14 protein-coding genes and 2 tRNA genes are annotated in these 15,954 nt (G+C 55.2%); 8 read left to right on the top strand and 8 right to left on the bottom strand.

Features of this window, described 5'->3' with window-relative positions; translation table 11 throughout:
• A complete protein-coding gene (locus tag KHQ26_RS19060; RefSeq protein ID WP_002913434.1) occupies nt 1-354 on the bottom strand; it encodes a MerR family transcriptional regulator in 354 nt (117 codons plus the stop codon).
• 219 nt (nt 355-573) lie between these two features.
• Between KHQ26_RS19060 and KHQ26_RS19055 the strand changes: the two genes are divergently transcribed.
• The 3 genes from KHQ26_RS19055 to KHQ26_RS19045 all read left to right on the top strand — a co-directional run bounded on the left by KHQ26_RS19055 (nt 574) and on the right by KHQ26_RS19045 (nt 3,147).
• Nucleotides 574-649, top strand: a tRNA-Ala gene (locus KHQ26_RS19055).
• A 41-nt stretch (nt 650-690) separates the two neighbouring features.
• A tRNA-Ala gene (locus KHQ26_RS19050) sits at nt 691-766 on the top strand.
• 209 nt (nt 767-975) lie between these two features.
• Nucleotides 976-3,147 (top strand): EAL domain-containing protein, encoded by a 2,172-nt coding sequence (locus KHQ26_RS19045; protein WP_004151096.1) that lies wholly within the window; start codon nt 976-978, stop codon nt 3,145-3,147.
• Nucleotides 3,148-3,195: 48 nt separating this feature from the next.
• Here the strand turns inward: KHQ26_RS19045 and nupC are convergent, their stop codons facing one another.
• Nucleotides 3,196-4,398 carry a nucleoside permease NupC gene (gene nupC / locus KHQ26_RS19040; protein WP_002913423.1) on the bottom strand — a complete coding sequence of 401 codons (1,203 nt, stop codon included), beginning with the start codon at nt 4,396-4,398 and terminating at the stop codon, nt 3,196-3,198.
• A gap of 346 nt (nt 4,399-4,744) precedes the next feature.
• On the opposite strand from nupC, the gene KHQ26_RS19035 reads away from it, so the two are divergent.
• On the top strand, nt 4,745-5,986 hold the full coding sequence (locus tag KHQ26_RS19035) for an Nramp family divalent metal transporter (RefSeq protein WP_002913421.1): 1,242 nt from the start codon (nt 4,745-4,747) through the stop codon (nt 5,984-5,986).
• Nucleotides 5,987-6,043: 57 nt separating this feature from the next.
• On the opposite strand, the gene KHQ26_RS19030 is transcribed toward KHQ26_RS19035, so the two are convergent.
• Together KHQ26_RS19030 and KHQ26_RS19025 are read right to left on the bottom strand one after the other, a co-directional pair.
• Nucleotides 6,044-6,403 (bottom strand): DUF2502 domain-containing protein, encoded by a 360-nt coding sequence (locus tag KHQ26_RS19030; RefSeq protein WP_002913419.1) that lies wholly within the window; start codon nt 6,401-6,403, stop codon nt 6,044-6,046.
• Nucleotides 6,404-6,533: 130 nt separating this feature from the next.
• Nucleotides 6,534-7,526, bottom strand: coding sequence for an aldo/keto reductase (locus tag KHQ26_RS19025; RefSeq protein ID WP_020804766.1), 993 nt, complete (start codon nt 7,524-7,526; stop codon nt 6,534-6,536).
• A 180-nt stretch (nt 7,527-7,706) separates the two neighbouring features.
• Here KHQ26_RS19025 and KHQ26_RS19020 point away from each other — a divergent pair, with 180 nt between their 5' ends.
• Nucleotides 7,707-9,368, top strand: coding sequence for an alpha-keto acid decarboxylase family protein (locus tag KHQ26_RS19020; RefSeq protein ID WP_004174935.1), 1,662 nt, complete (start codon nt 7,707-7,709; stop codon nt 9,366-9,368).
• Here the strand turns inward: KHQ26_RS19020 and KHQ26_RS19015 are convergent.
• Nucleotides 9,365-10,600: an ion channel protein gene (locus tag KHQ26_RS19015; RefSeq protein WP_004154521.1), complete on the bottom strand. Its 1,236-nt coding sequence runs from the start codon at nt 10,598-10,600 to the stop codon at nt 9,365-9,367. The genes KHQ26_RS19020 and KHQ26_RS19015 overlap by 4 nt on opposite strands.
• Nucleotides 10,601-10,863: 263 nt before the next feature.
• Here KHQ26_RS19015 and glk point away from each other — a divergent pair, with 263 nt between their 5' ends.
• Nucleotides 10,864-11,829, top strand: coding sequence for a glucokinase (glk, locus tag KHQ26_RS19010; RefSeq protein ID WP_002913377.1), 966 nt, complete (start codon nt 10,864-10,866; stop codon nt 11,827-11,829).
• 53 nt (nt 11,830-11,882) lie between these two features.
• Here glk and KHQ26_RS19005 read toward each other — a convergent pair whose 3' ends face one another.
• Both KHQ26_RS19005 and KHQ26_RS19000 read right to left on the bottom strand, forming a co-directional pair.
• Complete coding sequence (locus tag KHQ26_RS19005) at nt 11,883-12,620, bottom strand: LytR/AlgR family response regulator transcription factor (RefSeq protein ID WP_002913374.1); 738 nt, start codon at nt 12,618-12,620, stop codon at nt 11,883-11,885.
• A gap of 11 nt (nt 12,621-12,631) precedes the next feature.
• Nucleotides 12,632-14,329 (bottom strand): sensor histidine kinase, encoded by a 1,698-nt coding sequence (locus tag KHQ26_RS19000; protein ID WP_004149230.1) that lies wholly within the window; start codon nt 14,327-14,329, stop codon nt 12,632-12,634.
• Here KHQ26_RS19000 and KHQ26_RS18995 point away from each other — a divergent pair.
• Nucleotides 14,328-14,441, top strand: a complete 114-nt coding sequence (locus tag KHQ26_RS18995) for a hypothetical protein (RefSeq protein WP_004153200.1) — start codon at nt 14,328-14,330, stop codon at nt 14,439-14,441. The two genes, KHQ26_RS19000 and KHQ26_RS18995, sit on opposite strands and share 2 nt — an antisense overlap.
• Here KHQ26_RS18995 and KHQ26_RS18990 read toward each other — a convergent pair.
• Nucleotides 14,438-14,623, bottom strand: coding sequence for a phytanoyl-CoA dioxygenase (locus KHQ26_RS18990; RefSeq protein WP_004188912.1), 186 nt, complete (start codon nt 14,621-14,623; stop codon nt 14,438-14,440). The two genes, KHQ26_RS18995 and KHQ26_RS18990, sit on opposite strands and share 4 nt — an antisense overlap.
• 88 nt (nt 14,624-14,711) lie before the next feature.
• Here KHQ26_RS18990 and alaC point away from each other — a divergent pair, with 88 nt between their 5' ends.
• A complete protein-coding gene (alaC, locus tag KHQ26_RS18985) occupies nt 14,712-15,926 on the top strand; it encodes an alanine transaminase (RefSeq protein ID WP_002913372.1) in 1,215 nt (404 codons plus the stop codon).
• Nucleotides 15,927-15,954 lie beyond the last annotated feature (28 nt).

Raw genomic sequence — 15,954 nt, 5'->3', positions numbered from 1 at the left:
TTACCGATCGCGGATCCCTAACCGAAGCAGTAACCCGGTGATCCCCTCGCGCAGCAACAAAGACATAAGCTGCTTCTGCTCGCTGGGGGTGAGTTCTTTACTGAGGGTCAGCAGCAGCGATTCCAGATCGCTATCATGGGGAGAATAGATGCCGGGCGTCTCCGCCACGCGCTGGGCGCTGCGGATAAACTCCCTGACTTGCTCATTGACATGGACCAGGCGCGCTTTGCCGCCCTGGACGCCAGGTCGCGGAGAGGTTTGCCAGCCTTCTTTCCGCACCCACTTATTGATAGTTTGCCGACTGTAGCCGGTTAGATGGGCAATTTCTTCAGGTGTCATTCGTTCCTTGAGCATACTATTTCCTGAGTAAATGTATGGGAATTAGCTGCCCATGTTATAGCATCCTTTTACGTGAAAAGGTGACCTGTTTAACTTCTGACTGCGATAAGGCTCGCAATGTCAGCAAGTTGCCTGCTTTTTCAGCGATTGAATCGGGAAGGATAATTTTGCCGTTGACACCTGAGCGAGGAATTCATATTATGCCGCCCGTCAACACGACACGCTTTACGTTACGGGGCTATAGCTCAGCTGGGAGAGCGCTTGCATGGCATGCAAGAGGTCAGCGGTTCGATCCCGCTTAGCTCCACCAAATTCTGCACCCAGCGGATTTGGTTCGTAAAGAAGTCCTGTGGGGCTATAGCTCAGCTGGGAGAGCGCTTGCATGGCATGCAAGAGGTCAGCGGTTCGATCCCGCTTAGCTCCACCAAAATTCAGAACCCTCGCTTCGGCGGGGGTTTTTGTTTTTAGCGGGTTTCATGTAAAGCACTTTCTGGTTACGTCAGTTAATCTCCAGCAATTAAAATCGAAAGTAATTTCAGACTTTTTCCTGATAATTCGCCTTGCCTGCCCTAAATAAGCAACATAACATTTCCCCCATTAAACGTGATGAGGTTTCTGGAGTTTTAATTAACAATAATGCTTGATAAAATTAACATTAATATCAAAAAAACTCTATTGGCCTTTATCATTTGTTTAGTCGCTATTCCGCTGGCTCGTTTTATTTCACCGCAAACGATAATTGACGGCAACCTTATTTATATTGCCTGGCTGCCAATCAGCGTGATGTTTTCTGTTATTTTTATCTTTGGCCGCTATGCAATTGCGCCATTAATTCTCGCGTTTGCCATCACCAATAGTTTTCTCATTAAATTAACGCTGCCGCAGGCGTTTATCTTACTTTTTTGTCAACTGTTCGCCGTGTTTGTCTCCTGCGCTATTCTGCGACTGTTGGTGGGGAAGCGCTGGCGCTGCGGTCCAACGGCAAAACATATGGGGGCGCGGATCTTCTGGGGCGGCTTCTTCGCGCCGGTGCTCCTGAAAATCACCATGTATCTCGCCGGACAATATTTTGCGTTTCCATTAGCTATTACCAGTTACTTTGGTAGTATGCCGTTGATTTATACTGTAATAGATATCCAAAGTTTAATCAGTGCGGCATTAATTTTTACGACGTTTCTTTATTATCCAATGCGGATGATTATCAGTCCGCGCTACGCCCGACGTTTCTGGCAGCAGGAATGTTTACCGTGGCTGGCACCGCAATATCGCTCCTTTACCCTATATTGGTTTATCGCGTTGGCGGTGATATTAACGCTATTGTGTGCGCCGTATCAGTCTGAATTTATTGCCGGTTATTTAGTTCCGGTTATTTTTATTGTCTACTTTATCGGTATCAGTCGAATAGGCCATGCGCTATTGCGTATTTCATGGTCTGTCTCGGCCTTTTTGCTGGTGGTATATAACAAAAACTTTCTCCAGGGGGTGCAAAGCGAGTATTCACTCTCCTTTGTGCTGTCGGTTCTGATCTCCTTTACTATCTGTTTGTTTTATATGGCCGACATCTATGCCCGCAGCGACCGCAACAAACGCCGCTGGCGTAGCCAGGCGGAAGAGGATCCGCTGACCGGCTTGCCTAACCTGCGCGCGCTGGAGAGCCATTTACAGAGCTGTCCTCAGCAGGCTATCTGCAGCCTGCGTATTGATAATCTCGACTTTCTCAGTCGGCATTATGGTCTGATGATGGGGGTGGACTGTAAACGGCAGATTATTCGGGCGCTGCAACCGCTGCTGGGAGCGGCGGATAAAGTCTTCCAGGTACCGGGCAGCGAACTGATCCTCGTGCTTGATGGACCGGAGCCGTCGTCCCGCTTGAACCATATGGTCGCGGTCCTCAACCACAAAAAGTTCAGCTGGCACAATCAGCCGCTGGATTTGGAGTTTGGCGCGGCCTGGGGCCGCGATGACGGTCAGGGTGAGGGACTTTACCAGATGCTGGGCCAGCTAAGCTGGCTTTCCGAACAGGCGGGCAGTGAACGTCGGGTGCTGGCGCTGGACGAGGAGCAGGATCTGGTGGTGGATCAAACTACCGAGCAGGTGCGCCTCCTTATGCGCGTCAAGCAAGTGCTCAAAGATCGCGCGCTGATGCTCTATGCGCAACCGATTCAGAATCCGGAGGGGGAGGGTTATCATGAGATCCTCACGCGCATGCGCTGTGGCGATAGCGTCATTATGCCCGACCGATTCATTCCGCTGATTGTGCAGTTTAACCTCAGCCAACGTTTTGACATGCTGGTGCTGGAGACCTTGTTCAGTATGCTCCATAAGCATCCCGGCCAGCGATTCTCGGTCAACCTGCTGCCTGCAACTCTGATGCAAAAGAACAGCGCAGGGCAGATTATCGCGCTGTTTCAACGCTATAGCGTCTCGCCAGAACTTATAACTATTGAGGTGACCGAAGAGCAGGCCTTCTCTAATGCGGACACCAGTCGGCAAAATCTTGAAGCGTTGCGCGCGTTTGGCTGCGCCATCGCTATTGATGACTTTGGCACCGGCTATGCGAACTATGAACGTCTGAAACATCTACAGGCCGATATCATTAAGATTGACGGCTGCTTCGTCCGCGACATCCTCACGGACCCGCTGGACGCCATCATGGTAAAATCGATTGTCGAGATGGCGCGGGCGAAACAGATGAGCGTGGTGGCGGAATATGTCGAAAGCGAACCGCAAAAAGCGCGCTTGCTGGAGCTGGGCGTGAATTATCTGCAGGGTTATCTGATCGGTAAACCACAGCCGCTGGGTGAATGACGGGCAAAAAAAAGCCGGGCATTGCCCGGCTCAGATGACTGACGTCTGTTACAGAACCAGCGCCGCAATCGAGGCGGACAACACGCTAACCAGCGTGGAGCCGTACACCAGCTTCAGACCGAAGCGAGAAACTACGTTGCCCTGTTCTTCGTTCAGACCTTTGATCGCCCCGGCAATAATACCGATAGATGAGAAGTTGGCGAAGGAGACCAGGAAGATAGAGATAATGCCTTCCGCGCGCGGGGAGAGCGTCGAGGCAATTTTCTGCAGATCCATCATGGCGACGAATTCATTGGAGACCAGTTTGGTAGCCATAATACTGCCCACCTGCAGCGCTTCGCTTGCCGGCACACCCATCACCCAGGCGACCGGGTAGAAGATATAGCCGAGGATACCCTGGAAGGAAATGCTATAGCCGAACCAACCGGTCACGGTGGCGAACAGGGCATTCAGCGCCGAGATCAGCGCGATGAAGCCGATCAACATCGCCGCCACGATAATCGCGACTTTAAAACCTGCCAGAATATACTCGCCCAGCATCTCGAAGAAGCTCTGACCTTCGTGCAGATTCGACATCTGCAGATTTTCTTCGCTCTCTTCCACGCGGTAAGGGTTAATTAATGACAGAACGATAAAGGTGCTGAACATGTTGAGCACCAGCGCCGCAACGACATACTTTGGCTGCAGCATGGTCATGTAAGCGCCTACGATGGACATGGACACGGTGGACATCGCCGTCGCCGCCATGGTGTACATGCGGTTGCGCGACATTTTGCCGAGAATATCTTTATACGCGATAAAGTTTTCCGACTGGCCGAGGATCAACGAGCTCACGGCGTTGAAGGACTCCAGCTTGCCCATGCCGTTAACTTTCGACAGGACGGTACCGATCGCGCGAATGACAATCGGCAGGATACGAATATGCTGCAAAATGCCGATCAAAGCCGAAATGAAGACGATAGGGCACAAAACTTTGAGGAAGAAGAAGGCCAGGCCTTTATCGTTCATGCCGCCGAACACGAAGTTTGTCCCTTCGTTGGCAAACCCGAGGAGTTTTTCAAACATCTCGGAAAATCCTTTCACAAAACCCAGACCAATATCGGAGTTGAGGAAGAACCAGGCCAGCAGGACTTCAATGACAAGCAGTTGAACAACATAACGAATACGGATCTTTTGGCGGTCATGGCTGACCAACAGGGCCAGTATAGCCACCACAACGATCGCGAGGACAAAATGCAAGACGCGGTCCATAGTTGCTCCAAATATGAGGCAGGTTAAATTTCCGTGCACATTCTATGCAACGGCTTTAAAGAAAACGAGATCAATTGCACACTATTGCAAGGAACTGTGACCAATGGCAAAAATAGTGATCCAACATCCACTTTTGTTATGTTACGTAAAGGTTTTAAAAGTTGCATTCTTGTACTACTCTTAATAGCGGGCTGGATCTCGTTTTCTGACGCCCGTATTTCATTTCCGGCCAGCTATTGTTCCCTTCTATCACAGCAATCATTATCTCCATTCTAAATGAACTTGATAATCATTCGCATTTTGATAGCATGAAACATAGCAAAGGCTATATTTCCAGAGGCAGAAGATGACTAGCAGTCGCGTTGAGAATAGCAGTAGTCGCGCCGCGCGCAAGGTGAAGCTCGCCTTAATGGGCCCGGCTTTCGTCGCTGCCATTGGCTATATCGATCCGGGTAATTTCGCCACTAACATTCAGGCCGGCGCCAGCTTTGGCTACCAGCTGCTGTGGGTCGTGGTGTGGGCTAACCTGATGGCGATGCTGATCCAGGTGCTTTCTGCCAAACTGGGCATTGCCACCGGCAAAAACCTGGCCGAGCAGATCCGCGACCATTACCCGCGTCCTGTTGTCTGGTTTTACTGGGTACAGGCGGAAATTATCGCTATGGCCACCGATCTGGCTGAATTTATCGGCGCCGCGATTGGCTTTAAGCTGGTGCTCGGCGTGTCGCTTCTGCAGGGGGCGGTGCTGACCGGGGTGGCGACTTTTCTGATCCTGATGCTGCAGCGGCGCGGACAAAAACCACTGGAGAAGGTGATCGGTGGATTGTTGCTGTTTGTCGCCGTGGCCTATGTCGTGGAGTTGATCTTTTCCCAGCCCGCGCTGGCTCCTCTGACGAAAGGGCTGGTGATCCCCACGCTGCCCAACGGGGAGGCGGTATTCCTGGCCGCCGGGGTACTGGGTGCGACAATCATGCCGCACGTCATTTACTTACACTCATCGCTGACTCAGCATCTGCATGGCGGAACGCGAAAAGAACGCTATAACGCGACCCGCTGGGATGTGGCGATCGCTATGACCATTGCCGGGTTCGTCAATCTGGCGATGATGGCGACCGCTGCGGCGGCATTCCACTTTAATGGCCATACCGGCGTCGCCGATCTTGATCAGGCCTACATGACGCTGGAGCCGCTGCTGAGCCACGCGGCGGCGACCATCTTTGGCCTCAGCCTGATTGCCGCCGGTTTATCGTCGACCGTGGTGGGCACTCTGGCAGGTCAGGTCGTTATGCAGGGGTTTATCCGCTTTCATATTCCGCTGTGGTTTCGCCGGGCGATCACCATGCTGCCGTCGTTTGTCGTCATTCTGCTGGGGCTGGATCCTACGCGCATCCTGGTAATGAGTCAGGTGTTGCTCAGCTTTGGCATTGCGCTTGCCCTGGTGCCGCTGCTGATATTTACCAGCAATGCGAAGCTGATGGGGGACCTGGTGAATACCCGTTGGGTGAGAGGCATCGGCTGGGCGATAGTCGCTATTGTGGTGAGCCTGAACGGCTGGTTAATAGTGGGGTCGCTGCTCGGGGTGGATTAATTGATTCCTGATGCTGAATAAAGTAAAGGGGAGCCGATGGGCTCCCCTTTTCGTTTGTTAGTGATGGCCATGTCCATGACCGTGACCGCGCCCGCCCGGGCCGCGACCCCAGCCGCCGCGGTGGTCATCGCGGTCGTTCCAGCCAGCACGATAGCCGCGCTCCCAGGCTTTATCTCTGCCTTTGTACCAGCCTTTGTGCCAGCCGTTGTCATGACGATGCCAACGGTTATCACGCCATTCATAGTGACGACGCCAGTAATCACGGTCGCGCCAGCTGCCACCGTCCCAGTAGTTACCGTAATTGTCACGATCGCCTATTTGTAATTTTACCGATGGCAGCAGGGTGATTTCACCAGCGTTAGCGACCAGTGGCCCTGCGGCCAGCAGTACTGCTGCCAGAATCAGTGACCTGAACATACTCTTCTCCTTCACGATCGGGGCCGTAAGCGGCCTGTTAACCTGATATTACGGGCCGGTAAAGACCCACCGCATCGGACGAACTCCGAAAGCGCAGGAAAGAGCACTTTTTGCTAAAGTAACATTTGCTTTACAGCGCAAGGATGGCGTCGATGGCCGTGCACTCCTCGGTGGTGAAATGGCGATTCTGCAGCATGCCGACGGCATCATCCAGTTGCGCGGTTTTGCTGGCGCCGATCAGCACCGAGGTGACTTTCTCTTCGCGCAACACCCAGGCCAGCGCCATCTGCGACAGCTTCTGCCCACGCGCTTCCGCCTGCCTGTTAAGCTGACGAATTTTTTCTAATCGGGCAGGAGTCAGTTGCTCCGGCTGCAGAAAACGACTGCTGCTGGCGGCGCGCGAGTCGGCCGGAATGCCGTTGAGATAGCGGTCGGTAAGTTGCCCGCCGGCCAGCGGTGAAAACGCTATGCTTCCAATCCCTTCCGTCTGCAGAAAATCCAGCAGTCCTTCTTCCACGCCGCGTTCGAACATCGAGTAGCGAGGCTGGTGGATGATGCAGGGGGTGCCGAGGTCGTTAAGGATCTTCACCGCCTCCCGCGCCTGGGCCAGAGGATAGTTGGAGATCCCGACATATAGCGCTTTACCCTGACGAACCAGATGATCGAGCGCACGCATCGTTTCCATCAGCGGCGTCTGTGGATCAGGCCGGTGATGGTAAAAAATATCGACGTATTCCAGCCCCATGCGTTTAAGGCTCTGGTTAAGACTGGCTACCAGATATTTTCGCGATCCCCAGTCGCCGTAAGGGCCGTCCCACATCGTGTAACCTGCTTTAGTGGAGATGATTAACTCATCGCGATAAGGCAGGAGCGACTCTTTCAGGATGCGGCCAAAGTTGCTTTCCGCCGAGCCCGGCGGCGGCCCATAGTTGTTGGCCAAATCGAAATGGGTTATACCGAGGTCAAAAGCGTGCAGGAGCATCTGCCGGCTGGTTTCCACTCGCGTTTCATCGCCAAAGTTATGCCACAGGCCAAGGGAAATGGCCGGTAGTTGCAGACCGCTGCGGCCGCAGCGACGGTACTCCATCGTTTGATATCGCGTGGTGCTTGCCTGGTAAACCATTCTTCCTCCGCCGACAAAACAGGGTGTGTATACGTTTACACTAAACAATGTTCTGCGTGGAGTACACTGCTTTTTCTGCGTAATTATTGCTTTACACTGCCATTATCACCTCCCATCTGGACAGGCGGATCGCTTATTCAATACTCAAATTACACCTGCACCAAAATGAGGATAATGGATATGCAACCGACCTACACTATTGGGGATTATCTGCTGGATCGCCTTGTCGACTGCGGTATTGACCGCTTGTTCGGCGTGCCGGGAGATTACAACTTACAGTTTCTCGATCGCGTCATCGCGCACAGCGCCTTGGGGTGGGTCGGCTGCGCCAACGAGCTGAATGCGGCATATGCCGCTGACGGCTATGCGCGCATCAAAGGGGCCGGTGCGCTGCTGACCACTTACGGCGTCGGCGAATTGAGCGCGCTGAACGGCATTGCGGGTAGCTATGCGGAACATATTCCGGTATTGCATATTGTCGGTGCGCCCTCTACCGGCGCCCAGCAGCGCGGCGAACTGCTGCACCATACCCTCGGCGATGGCGATTTTCGCCATTTCGCCCGCATGAGCGAGCAGATCACCTGTAGCCAGGCGCTGCTGACCGCCGGCAACGCCTGCCATGAAATCGACCGTGTGCTGCGCGATATGTTGACGCATCATCGCCCCGGCTATTTGATGCTGCCAGCCGATGTCGCCAGAGCGGCAGCGATTGCCCCAGCCCAGCGCTTGCTGGTGGAGCCCGCTCCGGCGGATGAAAACCAGCTTGCCGGGTTCTGCGAACATGCCAGCCGCCTGCTGCGGGGCAGCCGACGCATTTCCCTGCTGGCGGACTTCCTGGCGCAACGTTATGGCCTGCAGAAGACGCTCCGGGAGTGGGTGGCGAAAACGCCTGTCGCCCATGCGACGATGCTCATGGGCAAGGGATTGTTCGATGAGCAGCAGAGCGGGTTTGTCGGCACCTACAGCGGGATTGCCAGCGCGCCGCAGACCCGGGAGGCGATTGAAAACGCCGACACCATCATCTGCATTGGCACGCGCTTCACCGACACCATCACCGCAGGATTTACCCAACATCTGGCGCGGGAAAAGACTATTGAGATCCAGCCCTTCGCCGTCAGGGTGGGCGATCACTGGTTCAGCGGGGTGCCGATGGATAAGGCTTTGGCCGCGCTGATGACGCTTTCCGCCCCGCTGGCGGCGGAGTGGGCTACGCCTCAGGTCGTGGCGCCGGAGGCTGAGGAGGGCGCTGAAGGCGAGTTGACCCAGAAAAATTTCTGGGCGACGGTGCAGGGCGCCCTGCGTCCGGGGGATATTATTCTCGCCGATCAGGGGACGGCCGCCTTTGGCATTGCGGCGCTGAAGCTGCCCTCTGAAGCATCGCTGATCGTCCAGCCGCTGTGGGGCTCGATTGGTTTTACTCTCCCGGCCGCCTATGGCGCACAAACCGCGGCGGCGGAGCGGCGGGTGGTGCTAATTGTCGGCGATGGCGCGGCCCAACTGACCATTCAGGAGATGGGCTCCATGCTGCGTGATAAGCAAAAGCCGCTTATTCTGCTGCTGAATAACGAAGGGTATACCGTGGAACGGGCGATTCATGGTCCAGAGCAGCGCTACAATGACATCGCTCTGTGGGACTGGCAGCGGCTGCCGGAAGCCTTCGCCCCTGACGTTGCTTCGCGCTGCCGGCGGGTCACTCAGACGTCTGAACTGCGGGAGGTGATGACGGAGAGCATCACCTCCGATACCCTCACCCTGGTAGAAGTGATGCTGCCGAAAATGGATATCCCCGATTTCCTGCGCGCGGTGACGCAGGCCCTTGAGGAGCGAAACAGCCGCGTTTAATCGGTATGCCGTTTGGCAATCATCAACGGTCTCCCGGCCAGCAGCAGCCAGGCCGGGAGCATCACCATACACAATAGCGGCAGCAGAGTCGTATCCGGGACCACCACGGCGGCCATAAACAGGCTCAACCAGCCGTCGCGAGTGACGACCAGCACCATGCCGAGGATCGCGCAGGAAACGGTGATTGCCGCCGGCACCGCGTCAACATGAGCATGCAGCATCAGCCCCAGCGCTACCCCGACGAACACCGCCGGGAAAATTCGCCCGCCGCGAAAGCCGCTGGCTGAGGCAAGAACCAGGGCCGCCAGTTTGACCAGCGCGATAAGCAGAAAATCCGCGGCGGTTAGCGTCTGGCTGAAGGCCAGCTGCTGCATCTCATCCAGCCCTTTAAATAGCGTTAAGGGCCCGCCTATCGTCCCCACGATCCCCAGCAGCAGCCCGCCGATGCCGAGGGTCAGGATTGGATTTTTCAACCGATGCATCAGGGCATGCAGTCGCGGCAGACACCAGACGGCCACCATGCCGACGGCGATAGCGATCAGGGCGACGATAATGCCGCTGAGAATATCAACGAAGCGCATCTGACCATAGTGCGGGATCGGCAGCGAAAAATGGGGATGGAAAAACAGACCCGTCGTCAACGCGCCGGCGGCGGCGGCGAGGAGGGGAGCAAAGAGGCGATCCCACAGTGGCGTATCGTTGCTGCTATTGAGGGTTTGCGAAAAAATCAGCGCGGCGGCAACCGGGGTACCGAAGAGGGCGCCGATGGTGCCTGAGGCCGCGAGGATGGTCCAGTCCAGCGAGCTGACGCGCGGAAACAGTCGGGAGCCGACGGCGACAGCCAGCGCGATATTCACCACCATAATCGGATGCTCCGGGCCGAGGCTGACGCCGCCGGCGAGGCCGAGGATCAGCGCGGCCAGGAGTCCGGGCAGCGCGCCGGTGGCAATGGGAGCGCCGATTAACGACTCGGTCGCTGGATCCGGCCCGGCGTGCCCGGGGCTGTAACGAATGACCAGACCCACCGCGATCCCTGTCGCCGTCAGCATGGCGATGATCCACAGCGGGCTGTCGGCGCTCACCCCCAACTGCGCGGGCAGATTGCTCCACAGCACGCGCTGCAGCAGCGCGGCAACCTTCATCGCCACGATCAGGATCAGGCTGCAGGCGATACCTATCAGGATGGCCGGCACCGACAGGATCAGCATTGTTCTGGCGCGAGGATGGAGCATGGAAATGTCCTTGTAAAAGTGCTGGAGCACTACTTTGCCTTCGTCAGCGGAGACCGTCGATGCAAATGGTGCTGAAACGATAAAGTTAAGGTGACATCTGATATCCGGCGCGTCCTTTACAGGCTACCTTGCATAGATTACAAACTAAATGTGACCTGTGTCGCTAAACAAGGGGCGTCTGCGCGTTGGACGTTGTTGTTAAGCCGCCATGAATTTACAGTGTGCCAAAAGATTTATTTTGACTTTAGCGGAGCCGTAACGGAATGACAAAATTTGCTTTAGTAGGAGATGTCGGGGGGACCAACGCCCGCCTGGCGCTATGTGATCTGGCGAGTGGAGAGATCTCTCGCGCAAAGACCTATTCCGGGCTCGATTACCCCAGTCTGGAGGCAGTGGTGCGCGTCTATCTCGAGGAGCATCAGGTAACGGTCAACGAAGGTTGTATCGCCATCGCATGCCCGATTACCGGCGACTGGGTGGCGATGACCAACCATACCTGGGCTTTCTCTATCGCCGAAATGAAGCGCAACCTCGGCTTTGCCCATCTGGAGATAATTAACGATTTTACCGCTGTTTCAATGGCCATTCCGATGCTGAAAGCTGAGCACCTTATTCAGTTTGGCGGCAGTGCGCCGGTAGCGGGCAAACCGATCGCTGTTTATGGCGCCGGGACCGGGCTCGGCGTGGCGCATCTGGTCCACGTTGATAAGCGTTGGGTCAGCCTGCCGGGCGAAGGCGGTCATGTTGATTTTGCCCCGAACAGCGAAGAAGAAGGGATCATTCTGGAAGAGCTACGCGCCGAGCTGGGGCATGTTTCCGCAGAACGCGTGCTCTCAGGTCCCGGGCTGGTCAACCTGTATCGCGCGATTGTCAAATCGGACGGCCGACTGCCGGAGAACCTGCAGCCGCGTGAGGTGACCGAGCGAGCGCTGGCGGACAGCTGCACCGACTGTCGTCGGGCGCTGTCGCTGTTCTGCGTCATTATGGGACGCTTCGGCGGTAACCTGGCGCTGACCCTCGGGACGTTTGGCGGGGTGTATATCGCCGGCGGCATCGTGCCGCGCTTCCTGGAGTTCTTTAAAGCCTCTGGTTTCCGCGGCGGTTTTGAAGACAAAGGCCGTTTTAAAGCTTATGTTCAGGATATCCCGGTTTACCTGATCGTGCATGATAACCCAGGCCTGCTGGGCTCCGGCGCGCATCTGCGTCAGACGCTGGGCCAGGTGCTTTAAGCATTCTTTTCCCGGGCTACCGTCGTAGCCCGGATGGCGGTGCTTTCCGCTCTCTACAGATTCATCAGCTGGCGAAACTCTTTCACTTTACTGCGACTGACCGGAACCTGAAACTCCAGGTCACGCAGGCGCAGCACATAGGTGTTGTTGAACCACGGCTCAATTTCCCGAATTTTGCTGAGATTTACGCAATACGAGCGGTGGCAGCGGAAGAAATGCGCGGTGGGCAGTTTGCTGCAGAATTCAGTAATGTTCATCGGCATGACGAATGACTCCCGGCGGGTATAGACGAATGTCATCTTTTCATGCGCCTCGGCATAATAAATATCATGAATACTGGTGACGATGATCCGCTCATCTTTGATCAGATTGATGGTGTCGTTTTCCCGTGGCGCTGCGCTGGCTAATCCTGAAGCAGCGTTATTTTGCTGCTGCCAGGCGGTGGTCAGCTTTTGCAGCATATTGATGATGCGCGACTCCTGGTAAGGTTTCAGGATGTAGTCAAAGGCTTCCAGCTCAAAGGCTTCCACCGCATGTTCTTTCCACGCGGTGATAAAGACGATAAAAGGTTTATGGGCAAACTGGCTGATGTTTTGCGCCAGCAGAACCCCGTCGAGCGACGGAATATTGATATCGAGAAAGATGGCGTCGACCTTGTTGTGCTGGAGAAATTTCAGCACGTCCAGGCCGTCGTCAAAGCTGCCGACGATCTCCATCTGGCTATGGGTGTTAATAAGCCAGGAGAGCTCCTGCTGGGCCAGAAACTCATCCTCCACAATGATAACTTTCATCTTTTCTCCGCTCATGACAACAGCGACTCCGTCAGCGCCTGCGGCGTAGAGTTATTGGGGACATAAAAGGCGATTTCGGTTCCCGGCGTCAGATTGCGGATATGCAAACCCTCGCCGTAGAGAAGTTTCACCCGATGATGCACATTGAGCAGGCCGATTTTGTTACCCGGCATCTCATCGGCTTCCACGCGGGCGACCACGGCGGGATCGATACCGTTGCCCGTATCGCGAACGCTGATGCGTACCCGATTGCCGCACTCGTTAATGCCGATCGTCACCACGCCTTTGCCTTTACAGGGTTGAATACCGTGAACAATGGCATTTTCCACCAGCGGCTGGATAAGCAGGCTCGGGATCACGCAGCTGACGTCGTCGTCAATATCGTAGATGACCGTCAGCTTGTCGCCGAATCGCGCCTGTTCAATAGCGATATAATCTTTGATCTGATACAGCTCTCGTTTGATATCAATCTGCTCATCGTCTTTTAATTCGATGTTATAGCGCAGGTAGCGCGACAAATTAAAAATGAGCTGGCGCGCGGTGTCCGGATTAAGGCGAATCGAGGAGGAGATCGCGTTCAGCGCATTAAATAAAAAATGCGGGTTAATTTTGCTTTGCAGGGCGCGCAGCTCCGCTTTGTTGGCCATCTCCCGCAGCTGTTCGGCGCGGGAGACTTCCAGCTGGGTGGAGATTATTTGCGACAGGCCAATCGCCATCTCCTGCAGCGTCGAAGTGATGCGATGGGCGTGGCAGTAATAGATTTTTAGCGTGCCGGTCACCACCCCTTTTTCCCACAGCGGGATCACCATCAAGGAGTGGATCTCCGGGGTACGGTGGGCTTCGTCATTGTTTTTTATGATGATTTTCCCATAACGAATCGCCTGCCGGGTGGTGGGGCTAATCATATCGTCGTGGCGTTGATAGTTGGCTTCACCGACGCCCACGTAGGCCAGCACGTGCTCGGTATTGGTGATCGCCACCGCGTCGGCGGTAATGTCGCGGCGGATAATCTCGCAAACCTGGCGCAGAGAATCGCTGTTAACGTGTCGAAACAGCGGCAGGGTTTTGTTGGCGATATCGAGCGCCAGTTTCGCCTGCCGCGCCGCGCTGGCCTCCTTTTCCCCTTCAACGCTCTGCACCAGCAGCACGATAAAGCCGATGCAGACGCTGCCGAGGATCATCGGGATACCAATTTTCGAAACAATATCTACGCCGAGACTCAGGGAAGGCGCCCAGACCACCACCAGGATCATGGTCAGAGTTTCACACATCATCCCCGCCAGAATGCCGATTTTCCACCGTTGTTCGCGGGCCACTTTACGATTAATCAACCCCGACAGCAGGCCGGCGACAATGCTGGTGATAAAGCAGGGCACCGCGGTCACGCCGTCGATATCAATCAAATAGCGGTGCACGCCGGCAATCGCCCCGACAATCGCGCCCACCCAGGGACCAAACAGGATCCCACCGGACATCACGGCGATAATGCGCACGTTCACCAGGGACCCCTCAACCGGGACGCCGGACCAGGTACTAAATAGCGCGAACAGCGAGAAAATGGCTGTCACCGCCAGCAGCTCTTTCGGAGTATGGGCCGACTTATGCAACAGTTCGCGGAACAGGCGCAGGCGAATAAGGAAAAAGAGGCAAATAAGCATCAGGGCCGCACGATCATAGACCGCCAGCATCATAGTAAAGATTTCGTGCATGGGTGCGCCGCGTCAGTGGCCAGAAAGGGACATGATAAAAAACCTGACGGCAGAAGACCAGCCGTGGAACCATAAAGCGGAAAAGTCGCACTTTTTAAAGGGGATTAATTAAAAAGCATCGCGATAGCGGCGGTCTTCGCCATTAACGATAATATTCTGTGTTAAGAAAGATATCAGTGTGTTACCACTTTTATACAACCCGGGATTATTCCGCCAATGAACTGCCGCATTTAGCGCAGTCGATACCCGTTTTATATGCCAGGGAATATTTTTTAACGGGCCTCTCGACAACATGAATTTTTTCAGGTTATTTTCTAAACGAGCCGCAACAGCGGCAGCGTCGCTCGGACGGTCCGGGCGCTAACGTTAATTAGAGGAACCTATGGCTGAATCCAGTCCTGAACGCCGTTTTACGCGTATCGATCGTCTCCCTCCGTACGTTTTTAACATTACTGCTGAACTGAAAATGGCTGCGCGTCGGCGCGGCGAAGATATTATCGATTTCAGTATGGGTAATCCCGATGGCGCGACGCCGCCGCATATCGTGGAAAAACTCTGCACCGTTGCTCAACGGCCTGACACCCATGGTTACTCTACCTCGCGGGGGATCCCGCGCCTGCGTCGCGCCATTTCACGCTGGTATGAAGAACGCTATAACGTCGATATCGATCCGGAATCGGAAGCGATCGTCACCATTGGTTCGAAAGAGGGGCTGGCGCACCTGATGCTGGCGACGCTGGATCATGGCGACACCGTACTGGTGCCGAACCCCAGCTATCCGATTCATATCTATGGCGCGGTAATCGCCGGGGCGCAGGTGCGCTCAGTGCCGCTGGTGGAAGGGGTGGATTTCTTTAACGAGCTGGAACGCGCCATCCGCGAGAGCTATCCGAAGCCGAAGATGATGATCCTTGGCTTTCCCTCAAATCCGACCGCGCAGTGCGTCGAACTGGATTTCTTTGAAAAGGTTGTCGCTCTGGCGAAGCAGTATGACATTCTGGTCGTCCACGATCTGGCCTATGCCGATATCGTGTATGACGGCTGGAAAGCGCCCTCCATCATGCAGGTGCCCGGCGCGCGGGATGTCGCCGTCGAGTTCTTTACCCTGTCGAAAAGCTATAACATGGCCGGCTGGCGCATTGGCTTTATGGTGGGTAATAAGACTTTGGTGAATGCCCTCGCTCGTATCAAAAGCTATCATGACTACGGGACTTTTACTCCGCTGCAGGTGGCGGCGATAGCTGCGCTGGAGGGCGATCAGCAGTGCGTGCGCGATATTGCCGAACAGTATAAGCGCCGTCGCGATGTGCTGGTCAAAGGGCTTCATGAGGCCGGCTGGATGGTGGAGTGTCCGAAAGCGTCTATGTACGTGTGGGCGAAAATACCGGAACCTTACGCCGCCATGGGGTCGCTGGAGTTTGCGAAAAAGCTGCTTAATGAAGCGAAGGTTTGCGTCTCGCCGGGGATTGGCTTTGGCGACTATGGTGATACCCACGTCCGCTTCGCGCTGATCGAGAACCGGGACCGTACGCGCCAGGCGATCCGCGGTATCAAGGCGATGTTCCGCGCGGATGGTCTGCTGGCCTCCGCGAGCTAGCGCTGCGGGCAGCACGGCAAAATAAAAA

The sequence above is a fragment of the Klebsiella sp. 10 genome (assembly GCF_018223925.1).
Lineage (GTDB): Bacteria > Pseudomonadota > Gammaproteobacteria > Enterobacterales > Enterobacteriaceae > Klebsiella > Klebsiella pneumoniae.
Note: the sequence above shows the minus strand (reverse complement) of the source record. Positions and strands in the feature narration are given on the sequence as shown.